This is a genomic window from Brevundimonas sp., assembly GCF_018608325.1.
GTDB lineage: Bacteria > Pseudomonadota > Alphaproteobacteria > Caulobacterales > Caulobacteraceae > Brevundimonas.
Genome location: NZ_JABAZW010000113.1, coordinates 1 through 13600, shown reverse-complemented (window position 1 = coordinate 13600; position 13600 = coordinate 1). Strand labels below are relative to the sequence as shown.

Below are 13600 nucleotides of genomic sequence, written 5' to 3'. Positions count from 1 at the left end.
CCGATACCATCGGCTATCCGGTGCTGATCAAGGCGGTTGCGGGCGGCGGCGGCAAGGGGATGAAGCGGGTCGACGACCCGGCTGACTTCGCCGCCGGTCTGGCCAGCGCCAAGCGCGAGGGGGCCGCGGCCTTCGGTGACGACCGGGTGCTGATCGAACGCTACATCACCCGCCCGCGCCACATCGAGGTGCAGGTGTTTGGCGACAAACACGGCAATGTCGTCCACCTGTACGAGCGCGGCTGTTCGCTGCAACGTCGCCACCAGAAGGTGATCGAAGAGGCGCCTGCGCCGGGCATGAGCGAGGCCGTGCGCGCCGCTGTGACCGGGGCCGCGATCAAGGCGGCCAAGGCGGTGAACTATGTCGGGGCGGGCACCATCGAATTCATCGCCGACGCCTCTGACGGGCTGAAGGCGGACGGCGTCTGGTTCATGGAGATGAACACCCGCCTGCAGGTCGAGCACCCGGTGACCGAGAGCGTGACCGGCGTCGATCTGGTCGAATGGCAGTTCCGCGTGGCGGCGGGCGAGCCGATCCCGCTGAAGCAGGATGAGATCCAGTTGAACGGCTGGGCCATGGAGGCGCGGCTGTATGCGGAAGACCCGGCCAACGGCTTCCTGCCCTCCATAGGCAAGCTGGAGCATTTCGTCATGCCGGACGGCATCCGCGTCGACACGGGCGTGGAGCAGGGCGGCGAGGTCAGCCAGTTCTATGACCCGATGATCGCCAAGCTGATCGTGCATGAGGACACGCGCGAGGCGGCGGCGGCGCGTCTGGCCGAGGCGGCGGGCGAGGTCGAGGTCTGGCCGGTCAAGGCCAATGCGGGCTTCCTGAAACGCTGTCTGGTGCATCCGCGCTTTGTGGCGGGCGACGTGGCCTTGCAGCCGCAACCGTCGGACGAGGCGACGCTGGCGGCCCTGACCCTGATCGCAGAAGCGGCGGAACAGGGTGTCGAGGCCAGGGCGGATCGGTTCAGTCCGTGGGGCGGACAGCCGGGTCTGTCCTATGGCGTGCGGCTGAATGCGGCGCCGCATACGACGGTCTGGGCCCATGTGGACGGGCAGGGCGTGTCGGCCCCGGTGACGCCGGTCGAGACGGGCTGGCGCGGGCCGCAGGGCGAACTGGCTCACGTCGGGTTCGATCAGGTTCAGGCCGGGGACCGGCTGTTCGGTTATCAGGCGGTGGACGATGGGTTCGTGCTGTTCGTCGATGGCGAGGCGCGTCGGGTGACACCTTATCGTGCGGCGCGGGGCGGCAATGCCGGGGCCGTGTCTGACGGCAGCCTCCGCGCGCCCATGCCGGGCAAGATCGTCGCCACGCCGGCCAAGGCGGGTGATGTCGTGACCAAGGGGCAGCCGGTCGTGGTGTTGGAGGCCATGAAGATGGAGCACGCCCTGACGGCGCCCTTCGACGGGGTGGTCGAGAGCATCTCGTCCACCGTTGGGGATCAGGTCACGGAAGCGACCGTTCTGGCGGTGGTGAAGGTAGCGGAAGACGTTGCATGATCATTGCCGTTTTGGCCGCTGCAGCCCTGATCGGCAGCCCAGCGCCTCTGGAAACCCAGTCGGCCAAGCAGGTGTCCGCGCCTGAGACCGTTCAATTCGGCGTGCCCGATCTGGCGGACATGGCCTGTGTTGTCGTGGCGATGGAAATGACTGGCAGTTCCAGCGAGGAAGACAAAGTCGCACTTGCAACCTCGACCAGTTACTACATCGGCAAGATCGTCGGTCGAGGACAACTGCGCCGGTGGGGCGAGGTGCTGGGTGATTATCGGCGCAAGCTTACGGCCGAGGAGAGGGCGCAACTGGTTGAGGAGCATGGGGTTCGCTGTGCGATGGAGTCCTTGGCTCCGTCGTTGAGCGTCATGCAGATGGTCATGCAGGACGTGGTGGCCGACATCAGCGCAGATCAGGACTAGAATCTCCGGGCCTGGCCTTGGAGAACGAACGGCCCGCCGGACGTGTGATGCCTCGCCAATGCTGAAAGAGACGCAGACCGGGTCTGGCCATTCCGGTCGTGCGCGACTAGGTGGGCGACATGCCGCTTCACATGATCAAGCTTTGCGTTGGGGTGTCCGACGTCGAATGGCTGGAGACACGGGCCGCCAGCGGCCAGCCTCTGGTGGTTCACACCCGGATGACGCCCAAGCGGGCGGCCGAGATCGAGGATGGCGGATCCCTGTATTGGGTGATCAAGGGCAGCGTCGCCTGCCGCCAGCCCATTGTGGACATCACGACGCTGGGCGAGGGCAAGGAAAGCCGCTGCGAGATCACGCTGGAGCCCAGGGTGATCCGCACCGCCCCGATGGCGCGCAGGCCGTTTCAGGGCTGGCGCTATTTCGAGCCCAAGGACGCGCCCGCCGATATCGATGCGCTGGATGCAGGCGAGGCGCCGGACGAACTGGTGCGGCAGTTGCGTGAACTGGGCGCCTGGTAGAGCCGGTCAACTGGCCTTTTCACGCACCAGATCGATGAAGGCCCGCAGTTTCGCCGGGGCGTGGCGACGGCCGGGGTAATAGAGGCTGAGGCCCGGATAGGCCGGGGTCCAGTCATCCAGCACCTGAACCAGACGCCCGGCGGCCAGATCGTCGGCGACGGTCTGTTCCGCGACCAGCAGCAGGCCGACGCCCGCCAGAACAGCCTCGTGCATCAACGACATCTCGTCCAGCACCAGCGGGCCGGGGACGTCGATGTCTATGGTTTCGCCGCGTTTTTCGAACTCCCAGTGATAGATGGCCCCTGACGCCATCCGCATCCGTATGCAGTCGTGTTTCAGCAGGTCGTGCGGCACACGCGGGATTTCACGACCGTCGAAATAGGCGGGTGAGCCCACGACGATGGAGCGGATGGTGCGGCTGAAGGGGATGGCCACCATGTCAGCGGGCAGGCTTTCCTGCAGGCGGAACCCGGCGTCGAACCCGTCCTCGACCAGATCGATGAAGCGGCCTTCGGTGACCAGTTCGACCTTCATTTCAGGATAGCGGCGCAGATATTCCAGGATCAGCGGCTCGAACACCATGCGGGCGGCGCCGAGCGAGGTGTTCAGGCGCAGGGTGCCGGAGGGGCGGTCGCGGTGCTGGTCCACGTCCTCGATGGCAGTGTGGATCTGGGCCAGGGCCGGGCTGACCTGGGCCACGAACTGCTCGCCCGCCGCCGACAGGGCCACGCTGCGGGTGGTGCGGTCGAACAGGCGCACGCCCAGCCTCGCCTCCAGCGCTCCAACGGCATGGCTGAGGGCGGATGAGGACATGCCCAGATCGCGGGCGGCGGCGCGGAAGCCGCCGCGCCGGGCCACGGCGACCACGGCTTCCAGTTCGATCAGGCCGCTGCGGTTCATTGTTCGGATTTCCGGGACAGTTCGTGTCGGTTTTGATGGCTTATACAGGCAATGGCGCGGCGCTACATCCCGGCTCCTACAAGGAGATCAGTCATGCGCGACATCAATCAGGTCTATATCGACGGCGCCTTCGTCACCCCGCACGGCGAAGAGCGGTTCGAACTGTTCAATCCCTCGACCGAGGCCGTGATCGGCACGGTGCGTCTGGGCGACGCCGAGGATGCGCGGGCGGCGGTGGCGGCGGCGAAGCGCGCCCTGCCGGCATGGTCGCGCACCACGAAAGAGGAGCGGATCGCCCTGCTGCGCCGGTTCCATGACGCCGTCGCCGCCCGCCATGACGACCTGATCGACGCCATCGTCGAGGAGTATGGCGCGCCCCGGGGCCGGGTCGAATGGATGGCCAGCATGGCCGCAACCAACTTCCTTGAGGCCGCAGAGGCGCTGGAATCCTATGACTTCGATCAGGTCATCGGCCATGCCGAGGTGCGGATGACGCCTCTGGGCGTGGTGGCGGGCATCACCCCGTGGAACAGCAACGCCAGCTTCATCACCGCCAAGATGTCGATGGCTCTGGCCGCAGGCTGCACCATCGTCATCAAGCCCAGCGAGATGAGCGCCATCCAGACCCAGGTGGTGATGGAGGCTCTGCATGAAGTCGATGCGCCCAAGGGCCTGTTCAACATCGTCACCGGGCGCGGCGACGTGGTGGGCGCCGAGTTCACGTCGCACCCCGATGTGGCCAAGGTGACCTTCACCGGCTCGACCGCCGTGGGCAAGTCGATCCTGCGCGCCGCCGCCGATACGATGAAGCGGGTGACGCTGGAGCTGGGCGGCAAGGGGCCGCAGATCATTCTGGACGACGCCGATCTGGACGCGGTCATGCCCGCGGTGGTGGGGTCCGGTTTCCTGAACAGCGGTCAGGCCTGTGTGGCGGGCACCCGCATTCTGATCCCCGAAAGCCGCAAGGCTGAGGCGCTGGAGAAGATCAAGGCCGCCGTCGCAGCGGTCAAGGCGGGCGATCCGCACGACCCGGAGGTGACCGTCGGTCCGATGGTCAGTCGGAAGCAATGGGACCGGGTCCAGTCCTATCTGAAGCTGGGCCAGGAAGAGGGGGCGACCCTGTTGGTCGGCGGTGAAGGACGGCCCGAAGGTCAGGATGCAGGCTGGTTCGTGCGTCCGACCGTCTTTGCCGATGTGACCAACGACATGCGGATCGCGCGTGAGGAAATCTTCGGCCCGGTGCTGAGCGTCATCACCTATGGGACGGAAGAAGAGGCCGTCGCCATCGCCAACGACACCAGCTACGGCCTGCAATCCTATGTGCTGTCGTCCGACACGGACCGGGCGCGCCGGGTGGCGGCGCAACTGGAGGCCGGACGGGTGGTCATCAACGGCGCCCCGCACGAACCGCGTGCGCCGTTCGGCGGCTTCAAACAGTCGGGCATCGGCCGTGAGAACGGCGTCGCCGGTCTGCTGGCCTATCTGGAGCCCAAGGCCGTTCTGGTCTGAGCACGGATCAATGACTGGGCCGCGCCCGTCCGCAGCGATGCGGGCGGGCGTTCGCCTGTCGAAAGACCACAAACCGATTGGGAGTTGACCCCGGCGCCCGCCCATGGCCTGTGCCGCGTCCCATGTTCAGTCTCAGCGCCCCCTCCCGTTCCACACTTAAAGAATTGACCACCCTGGCCTGGCCGGTGGTGCTGGCGCGTCTGGGCATCATGACCATGGGCCTGACCGACGCCATCGTGGTCGGCCACTACGCCAGCCGCGAACTGGCGTTCCACTCTCTGGCCTGGGCGCCGTCTTCGGTGGTGCTGACCACGGCGGTCGGGCTGATGATGGGGGTGCAGGTCATGACCGCCCGCCTGAGAGGCGAAGGGCGCGGCGACGAGGTCGGCGCCGTCCTGCGCCGGGGCATGGTCTATGCGTTGCAGATCGGCATCGTCTCCATGATCGGCCTGATGCTGCTGGGGCCGTTCGGCCTGATGCACATGGGGCTGGAGGACGGGCTGGGCGAGGGCGCGTCGCCCGTGCTGATGGTCTTCGCCCTGTCGATGCCGGCCTATCTGATTTCGGTGGCGGCCCAGTTCTTCCTTGAAGGCCTGCACCGGCCCAAGGCGGGCATGGTCGCCATGTGGGTCGCCAATGCGGTCAATCTGGCGCTGAACATCGTGCTGGTGCCGGACATGCTGGGCATCGGCCTGCATGGGGCGATGGCCTCGGCCTGGGCGACGTTCGGGGCGCGGACGGCGCTGGCGATCTTCCTGGTCATCTTCATCCTGCGTCTGCCGGAAGCGCGGGCCTGGGGCCTGTTCGCCAAGCCGAAGCGCGACCGCTCGGTCGAGGTGGAGCAGATCCGCGTCGGCGTCGGCGCGGGATCGTCTAACTTCATCGAGGTCGGGGCCTTCGCCGCCATGACCCTGTTCGCCGGACAGTTGGGCGCAGCAGAAACGGCCAGCTGGGCCGTGGTCATCAATGTGTCCGCCATCGTCTTCATGGTGCCGATGGGCTTGTCGTCGGCGACGGCGGTGTTGGTGGGGCGGGCCTATGGCGCAGGCGACATGCCGGGCGTGATGCGAAGCGGCCTGTTGGGCATCGGGGTGGTGACGGTTCTGGCCTTCATCATCGCCGTCGGCCTGTGGCTGGCCGCGCGGCCGGTGGTCAGCGCCTATACGACCGACCCCGCCATCCTGGCCATCGCCGCGCCTGCTCTGGTTCTGGCGACCCTGTTCTTCGTCGCCGACGCCCAGCAGGTGGTGGCGGCCCAGGCCAACCGTGCGGCAGGCGACGTCGTCTGGCCCACGCTGATGCACCTGTTGTCCTATGGCATCATCATGATCCCGCTGGGCTGGTGGCTGGCGCACCGGATGGGCGTCGACGGCATCGTCTGGTCTGTGGTCGTGGCCAGCCTGATCTCCGGCGTGCTGCTGACAGGACGGTTCCTGCACGTGGCGCGGCGGGCGCCGATAGTGAAGACGGCGGGGTGAGGTGGCTCATCCGCGCTGCTTGAAGGATGTCAGTCAGCGGGCACGTTGAAACTCATCGGCGAGCGGCCACTCGCCAAGTTTGAGAAAGACGTCAGCGGCTGCGTGCAGATCATTGGTCGGGGTCGATCGCTGATGCCATATCCGATACGTGTCCCCGTCTCTGGCCTCCAATATGGATCTGGAGCTGTCGGCCCCGCCGTAACAGCCATAGGACGGCACATGCAGCAAAGGTTCCATAGCGGCCTCCAGTCGTGCTTGCTCCGCGGGCGACAGCAGCTTGTCTACGACACATCCTTTTTCGTCCGCGCAGATGGACGGGCTGTGTGGCCACTTCGCAGTAAGGTGGAGGCGGCCCCCTTCGACCTTTGTCACCCGGACCGTGACGTTAAGGTATCCGTCATTCAAAATTGAGAACCGGAGTGACGGTCGGCCTGCGTCTTTCCGTGTGAGCGGCTCCTCACGTAGGTCCATCAACTGACCGCCAAACCATGAGGCTTCATGATCTTCGAGGATCGGCCGACGATGAGCGGGGAAGCCTCGGTTCTCGGGACATTCGCCGACGGTGGTCTGGAAGGAGGCAGGAAAAAACGGAGTCTCCCGAAGAGCCGCGTAGACGATCAACACGCTCGCGACCGAAGTCGTGGCGACTAACAGGAAGGCGTCTCGTCCCAGCATCGCAGTTCCCCCGGAACGATCATCACCCTGGAGCCGTCGGTGTTCAAGCCGCGAAGGTGTGCGACGGGGCGATTGCGGTTGCAGACTTTGGTGTTGAAACCGGGTGTGGCCGCAAGATCTGTAAGCGGGCGCTATAGATGTCGGCTAAGGGGGCTCAACCGGTGATCGCAACACGCAAATTAGCCGGTGTCTCTCCCGGCCTGCGTAGCTAGCGTTCGTCGGTGTCTGTTGAAGGGAATATTATGGAAGCGTCAGGCGTTCTTGCTGTCGGGGAAAGCGCAACCGCCATGGCTTACGTCAAGGCTCGGCGAGGGGTGTCTCCGCGTCAGATGAAGGCTATCGTTTTTGTCTGCATGATGGCCGTTGGCATCCCACTGGGGGCATGGGCATCGGGCTCATGGCGCGCCGCAATAATGTCCGTCGAGCTAGCCATTTTCGGTCTCGGTGTGGGGATGGTGATCGTCCAGCGGCTTGCCGGACCGTCAATGCGAAAAGCACTCGTCGAGCGTGGTCAAGCTTACGAGCAGGCTCTGACGCTTCGCCTGACCGCTGATGCGTTGGTATATGATCTAGCGGACCTGACGATGAACGCCCGCTGGTCTTGTGTGACAGACCTCTACCAAACCCGAAAATATTGGGTTTTTCTGGTCCAGAGCAGCGCGATGGTTCTCCCGCGACGCTTCTTCAAAACTCCCGAGGCCGAACGCGATTTCATTGTCGAAGCGATATCGCGGATGACGGATGCAGCGCGGGCGAGAAGCCCAGACGCCACAAAGTTTGTGGGGAATAAAACGGACACCGCCAAAGTCTGAAAGGGTCGGCTGCGGGCTAGGGGTGCGCTCCCAAAAGGCGACATCCCGGCTGCCCCTCTGTCGCGCTGTGATGTGACGCAGGCGTCAAGGCGGTCCGCCTCGGCAAGTCAAAGGTGACGTTTCGGATTCGTCGCACTATATCCGACGGCTTCCCCGAACGACTGGACGATCATGGCCCGCATCCTCATCACCTCGGCGCTGCCCTACATCAACGGCATCAAGCACCTTGGGAATCTGGCCGGGTCGATGTTGCCCGCCGACGTCTGGGCGCGGTTCAAGCGCGGGCAGGGGACCGAGGTCCTGTTCATCTGCGCCACCGACGAGCATGGCACTCCGGCTGAGCTGGCCGCCGCCGCCGCCGGGCAGGACGTGCGCACCTATTGCTACGAACAGCATGAGGTTCAGAAGCAGGCCGCCGACGCTTTCGGTTTGAGCTTTGATCATTTCGGGCGGTCGTCGAACGCGCCGAACAAGCGCCTGACCCAGCATTTCGCCAAGGTTCTGGAGCAGAACGGCCTGATCGAGGAACGGGTCGACCGGATGATCTATTCGATCGACGACGCCCGCTTCCTGCCCGACCGCTATGTCGAGGGAACCTGTCCGCACTGCGCCTATGAGAAGGCGCGCGGGGACCAGTGCGACAACTGCGGGCGGCTGCTGGACCCGACCGACCTGATCAACCCCTATTCGTCGGTGTCGGGATCGCGGAACCTGGAAGTGCGCGACACGCGCCACCTGTATCTGCTGCAGACCAAGATTGAGCCGGAAATCCGCGCCTGGGTGAACAGCCGTGAAAACTGGCAGCCGTTGGCCAAGTCCATCGCCAACAAACACCTGGATGAAGGCCTGATCGACCGAGGCATCACCCGCGACCTATCGTGGGGCGTGCCGGTGGTCGGCCCTGATGGCGGGCCGCGTCCGGGCATGGAGGGCAAGGTCTTCTACGTCTGGTTCGACGCCCCCATCGAATATATCGCCGCGACCGAGGAGTGGGCGCAGGCCAATGGCGGCGACTGGGAATCCTGGTGGCGGCTGGACAAGGGCGCCGAGGACGTCAGCTATGTCGAGTTCATGGGCAAGGACAATGTGGCCTTCCACACCGTCAGCTTCCCCGCCACCATCATCGGCTCGGGCGAGCCGTGGAAGACGGTCGACCAGCTGAAGGCCTTCAACTGGCTGAACTGGTACGGCGGCAAGTTCTCGACCTCGATGAAGCGCGGGGTCTTCATGGATCAGGCGCTGGAGCTGCTGCCGGCCGATTACTGGCGCTGGTATCTGACGGCCTATGGCCCCGAGCATTCGGATGCGGCCTTCACCTGGGAGCAGTTCCAGGGGGCGATCAACAAGGACCTGGCCGACGTGCTGGGCAACTTCGTCAACCGCATCGTCAAGTTCGCCGAATCCAAGTTCGACGGCGTCGTGCCGGAAGGCGGCGAGGCCGGGCCGCTGGAAGCCAAGCTGGAGGCGGACCTGCGTGCGGCCCTGGCTGAGGCGACCGAACAGTTCGAGGCGATGGAGTTCCGCAAGGCGGGCGCCGCCGTGCGCGCCGCCTGGGTTCTGGGCAACGAATATCTGCAGGAAGCCGCGCCCTGGACCGCGCTGAAAACTGACCGCGACCGGGCGGCGGTGGGCGTGCGCACCGGCCTGAATCTGGTGGCCCTGTTCGCGCGTCTGGCGGCGCCGATCCTGCCGTTCACCGCCCCGACCATCGCGGCCTCGGTCGGTGAGACGGACCTGAGCTGGCCTGTCGCCGATGCTGATCTGCTGAACAGCCTGAAGGTCGGTCAGAAGGTCGAGCCGCAGGGCGTGCTGTTCACCAAGATCGAGGACGCCCAGGTGGCGGAATGGTCCGAACGGTTCGGCGGCGCGGAAAGCTGATCATGAGATTGCCGGGCAGGATGGTCTTGGGGGCGGCTGCGTTCGCCGGGGCCGTCCTGCTTTCCGGCTGTGAGACGACGAAGCCTGCCGCGACGGCGGCGACAGGCCCGGACATGACGCTGGAGACAGGCTGTGTCGGGGACAGGCCGCTGGATGCGCGTCTGGAGCAGATCAATGAACAGCTGCAACGGGCGTTCGCATCAGCGCCGCCTCTGAGCCAGGCGGAATACGAGCAGATGCGTCGTCTGGGCTCCTGCACCGGCGGTGCGGTGCTGGGCGTCACCGACGGGTGCCGGGACGAGTGGGCGCAGGCGAAGGCCTCTGGTCTGGCGGATCGGTCCCGCATCCGCGGCGCCCAGTATTCGATCCCGATCTTTTTCGAGCGTGCGAAGGCGGCGACAGTGCGGTCGCAACGCATCCGCTATCTGGCCACCGCCCACGCCATCGCCTGGCAGGCGCACGAGTATAACGAGGTCCGCTTCGCTCGGGGTGAGATCAGTGACGATGTACACGGCGAAACGTCGGTCGCCCTGTTCGGCGTCGAGGGCCTGATTCAGGAAACCCTCGCCTGCGAATCGCTGCGTTGATTGGCGACTGGGGGAAAGACAGACGATGACGCCGAGACTGACGCATCAATCCAAGGCGCAGCGGGCAGCGATTCGCGAGCGGCTGACCCGGACCGGGCGGGCGCAGATCGACGCCGTGCTGGCGGCGGCGGATGCTCAGGCCCTGCATGGGGCGGCCACCGCAGCGGAATATAATGTCGTGACGCGGCGTGGCACGGGCCATGTGGACCTGCCCGCCGCTTGGCTGGCGTCCTTGCAGCCGGGACAGAAGCAGGCGCTGGGAGAGGCGGTGCAGGTCTCGGCCCAGAACGACTTTCAGTATCTGTACGACAATCACCCGATCTATGATCTGGTTCAGGCAGGGCAGGCGGCGCCGATCTGGCGCGATCTGCTGGCCTTCCTGAATGGCGAGGAATTCCTTGGCCTGATGCGGGATGTGACGGGTGAGGCGCGCATCGCTTTGGCCGATTCTCAACTGACCCGTTACCGCACTGGCCATTTCCTGACCGAGCATGATGATCATGCACAGGGCAAGAACCGCTTCTTCGCCTATGTGCTGAACCTCACGCCGGTGTGGCGGATCGAGTGGGGCGGCCTTCTGGCCTTCCACGGGACAGACGGCAATGTGGCCGAGGCCTTCACGCCGCGCTTCAACACCCTGAACCTGTTGAAGGTGCCGTCACCTCATTCGGTGACACAGGTAGCTCTGTCAGCGGCGGCGGACCGGATTTCGGTCACCGGCTGGTTACGCGGGGCGTAGGGCCGGGACGGATCAGGCCCCGGTTTCTTCGGCGAAGATGATGGGCAGGCCTGCGGCGTGCCAGGCCTGGATGCCGCCGGTCAGGTTGAACAGGGGCTGGCCGTCCGCAGCCGTGGGGCCGACGAAGGCGCAGACCTGATGGCTGCGGCCGCCTTTCAGGCACATGACGATGATCTTGCGGTCGGCGGGCAGGTCCAGCGCCTCCCAGGCGGCGGGCATCTGGCTGAGCGGAGCCAGCACGGCGCCGTCGATGTGGGCGGCGACATATTCGTCAGGTTCACGCACGTCGATCAGAATGGCTTCGCCCGACTGCAGCCATGCGGCGGCTTCTTCAGCGGTGACGGTGGAAACGGTCATGCAGTGGGCTCCGGTGCGGCGGGCGGGGGCAGGTCGACAGGCGGTGGGGCCGAATCAGACGACGCCTGATTGTGTCGCATGTGCTTGGCGGCCTCCTTGGGGGTGATGTCGAGGAAGGCCGGTGCGGCGGCGTTGAACTGCTCCATATGGCCCGTGCGGACGATCACCTGACGCGCGCCATCCCAGATCATGTGGACGGCGACATACAGAACCACGACCAGACCGATGTAGCCGATCCAGCTGAAACGATGCAGCAGCTTGGCGATATAGGTGGCGGCGACGCCCATCAGGCCGATGGACAGCACCAGACCGAAGACCATGATCCACGGATGCTCATGCGCGGCGCCAGCGACGGCCAGCACATTGTCCAGCGACATGGTGATGTCGGCGATCATGATCTGGAGCAGGGCGGCGCCGAACGACTTGCGCTTCACGCCCAGTTCCTCGGGCGAGGGGCCGGTGCCGTGTTCGATGCTGAGGGCCAACTGCAGCTCGGCCTCCGCCTCGGCCTGATCGTGGGTGGCCTGTTCGCGCAGCTCGCGCCACATCTTCCAGCAGACCCACAGCAGCAGCAGACCGCCCGCCAGCAACAGGCCGACAAGGGCCAGAAGCTGGACGGTGATCAGGGCGAACCCGATTCGCATGACTACAGCGGCGGCCAGACCGATCAGAATGGCCTTCTTGCGCTGGTCCTGGGGCAGGGCGGCGGCGGCCAGACCCACGGCGACGGCGTTGTCGCCCGCCAGGACCAGATCCATCAGGACGACCTGGCCCAGGGCGGTGGCCTGGCTGGCGAGTTCGGGGGAGGAGAGGAAATCCATGTCCGCTCTCTACCCCCGGTGCGACCTTCTGTCAGCCGCGTTGCGCGCGGGCCGCTTCATACAGGGCGACAGCCGCTGCGTTGGAGACGTTCAGGCTCTCGAACCCGCCGGGCATGGGGATTTTCGCCAGCACGTCGCAGTGCTCGGCGACCAGACGACGGATGCCGTCGCCTTCTGATCCCATGACCAGAACCGTGGGCTGGCGGTCCAGCGCCTGTTCCAGCGTCTGTTCGCCCGTGCCGTCCAGCCCGACCGCGCGCCAGCCCAGATCGGCCAGACGCTCCAGCGCGCGCGACAGATTCGTCACTCGCGCATGGGGCAGGCGTTCGGTGGCGCCGACCGCCGCCTTGGCCAGCGCACCCGCCAGAGCCGGGGCGTGGCGGTCTTGCACGATGATTCCCCGCGCGCCGAAGGCCAGAGCCGAGCGGAAGATGGCGCCGACATTCTGGGGATCGGTCAGTTGGTCCAGCATGACGATGACGCCTTCAGCCGGTTCGGCCAGGTCTTCCAGCGACACGCCTTCCAGCGGCTGGACCTTGAAAGCCAGCCCCTGATGGACCGCGCCGGGGGGCAGCATCCGGGTCAGGGTCTGGATATCGACGGTCTCGATTCGGTGGCCATGGGCCAGTTTGCCGTCCTCAATCTCCTGGGCGCGCTCCGGCGTGGCCAGAAGACGACCCGTTCCGCGACGGGCGGGATTCGCCAAAGCGGCCAAAACCGGATGGCGGCCCCAAAGAAAATTATCGGCGTCCACCTTGCCGCGGTCGCCCGAACGGGGTGTTCGGGGGGCGTCGCTGCGCCCGGCAAACCCTTGCGCAGCGGGCTTTTCGCCCCTTTCGCGAGGGCCGGAAGATCGACTTCCGAGGATTTGTTTTTTACCGCTTTTACGGTCGTTGCGTTCTGTTTTCGACGACACTATAAGACGCCCTCCGATTTGGAGCCCCACGGGCTTTCGGGTCTGGGCGCCCCCTCTACTGCAGAGGAGGCGACAAGCCGAAGGCTTTTGTTTCATCCCGCTAATTTAGGGGTGGATCAAAGGGTCCGGCGGTTCAACAAGGCGCGCTGGGGGAATGTCCCGAGTGGCAAAGGGGGGGGACTGTAAATCCCCTGCGTAAGCTTCGAAGGTTCGAGTCCTTCTTCCCCCACCACGCGCCTTTGTAGAACTGCGGATCACGGCGCCGGAGAGGTATCGGCTGCGGCGTTCCCCGGAACTTCCGCAGTCTCCGCGCGGGTATAGCACAATGGTAGTGCAGCAGCCTTCCAAGCTGAGGATGTCGGTTCGATCCCGTCTACCCGCTCCAGGTTTTTAGATCAGCATCGCGCCCCTCAACCCGGGCCATCAGGAGTTTGGCCATGGCCAAGGAAAAGTTCGAACGCACGAAGCCGCACTGCAACATCGGCACGATTG

The 13600-nt window shown here is 65.4% G+C and carries 13 protein-coding genes and 2 tRNA genes; 11 read left to right on the top strand and 4 right to left on the bottom strand.

Annotation, left to right across the window (positions count from 1 at the left end):
* The 3 genes from QZ281_RS11350 to QZ281_RS11340 all read left to right on the top strand — a co-directional run.
* Positions 1-1505: biotin/lipoyl-containing protein (locus QZ281_RS11350; RefSeq protein WP_292228425.1), on the top strand; the 1505-nt coding region annotated here is incomplete at its 5' end.
* Entirely contained in the window at positions 1502-1918 is a 417-nt protein-coding gene (locus QZ281_RS11345; protein WP_292228423.1) for a hypothetical protein, read from the top strand. The genes QZ281_RS11350 and QZ281_RS11345, both read left to right, overlap by 4 nt.
* Positions 1919-2037: 119 nt before the next feature.
* Complete coding sequence (locus QZ281_RS11340) at positions 2038-2436, top strand: DUF1489 domain-containing protein (RefSeq protein WP_292228421.1); 399 nt, start codon at positions 2038-2040, stop codon at positions 2434-2436.
* 6 nt (positions 2437-2442) lie between these two features.
* Here QZ281_RS11340 and QZ281_RS11335 read toward each other — a convergent pair whose 3' ends face one another.
* Positions 2443-3336, bottom strand: coding sequence for a LysR family transcriptional regulator (locus QZ281_RS11335; protein WP_292228420.1), 894 nt, complete (start codon positions 3334-3336; stop codon positions 2443-2445).
* A gap of 93 nt (positions 3337-3429) precedes the next feature.
* Between QZ281_RS11335 and QZ281_RS11330 the strand changes: the two genes are divergently transcribed.
* From QZ281_RS11330 to QZ281_RS11305, 6 genes are all read left to right on the top strand, one after another.
* Complete coding sequence (locus tag QZ281_RS11330; protein ID WP_292228418.1) at positions 3430-4845, top strand: aldehyde dehydrogenase family protein; 1416 nt, start codon at positions 3430-3432, stop codon at positions 4843-4845.
* A gap of 164 nt (positions 4846-5009) precedes the next feature.
* Complete coding sequence (locus QZ281_RS11325) at positions 5010-6323, top strand: MATE family efflux transporter (protein ID WP_292228416.1); 1314 nt, start codon at positions 5010-5012, stop codon at positions 6321-6323.
* A 962-nt stretch (positions 6324-7285) separates the two neighbouring features.
* On the top strand, positions 7286-7810 hold the full coding sequence (locus tag QZ281_RS11320) for a YcxB family protein (protein WP_292228414.1): 525 nt from the start codon (positions 7286-7288) through the stop codon (positions 7808-7810).
* Positions 7811-7981: 171 nt separating this feature from the next.
* Positions 7982-9688 carry a methionine--tRNA ligase gene (gene metG, locus QZ281_RS11315; RefSeq protein ID WP_292228412.1) on the top strand — a complete coding sequence of 569 codons (1707 nt, stop codon included), beginning with the start codon at positions 7982-7984 and terminating at the stop codon, positions 9686-9688.
* Positions 9689-9690: 2 nt separating this feature from the next.
* A complete protein-coding gene (locus QZ281_RS11310) occupies positions 9691-10275 on the top strand; it encodes a hypothetical protein (protein WP_292228411.1) in 585 nt (194 codons plus the stop codon).
* A gap of 25 nt (positions 10276-10300) precedes the next feature.
* On the top strand, positions 10301-11014 hold the full coding sequence (locus QZ281_RS11305) for a 2OG-Fe(II) oxygenase family protein (protein WP_292228409.1): 714 nt from the start codon (positions 10301-10303) through the stop codon (positions 11012-11014).
* Between the two features lie 12 nt (positions 11015-11026).
* Here QZ281_RS11305 and QZ281_RS11300 read toward each other — a convergent pair whose 3' ends face one another.
* The 3 genes from QZ281_RS11300 to rlmB are packed head-to-tail and all read right to left on the bottom strand — an operon-like array spanning position 11027 to position 12946.
* Positions 11027-11371, bottom strand: coding sequence for a rhodanese-like domain-containing protein (locus tag QZ281_RS11300; protein WP_292228407.1), 345 nt, complete (start codon positions 11369-11371; stop codon positions 11027-11029).
* Positions 11368-12192 carry a TerC family protein gene (locus QZ281_RS11295; protein WP_292228405.1) on the bottom strand — a complete coding sequence of 275 codons (825 nt, stop codon included), beginning with the start codon at positions 12190-12192 and terminating at the stop codon, positions 11368-11370. The genes QZ281_RS11300 and QZ281_RS11295 overlap by 4 nt, the downstream gene beginning before the upstream one ends.
* 31 nt (positions 12193-12223) lie before the next feature.
* Entirely contained in the window at positions 12224-12946 is a 723-nt protein-coding gene (rlmB, locus tag QZ281_RS11290) for a 23S rRNA (guanosine(2251)-2'-O)-methyltransferase RlmB (RefSeq protein ID WP_292228403.1), read from the bottom strand.
* 310 nt (positions 12947-13256) lie between these two features.
* Here rlmB and QZ281_RS11285 point away from each other — a divergent pair.
* Both QZ281_RS11285 and QZ281_RS11280 read left to right on the top strand, forming a co-directional pair.
* A tRNA-Tyr gene (locus QZ281_RS11285) sits at positions 13257-13340 on the top strand.
* 79 nt (positions 13341-13419) lie between these two features.
* Positions 13420-13493: transfer RNA gene (locus QZ281_RS11280), tRNA-Gly, on the top strand.
* Positions 13494-13600 lie beyond the last annotated feature (107 nt).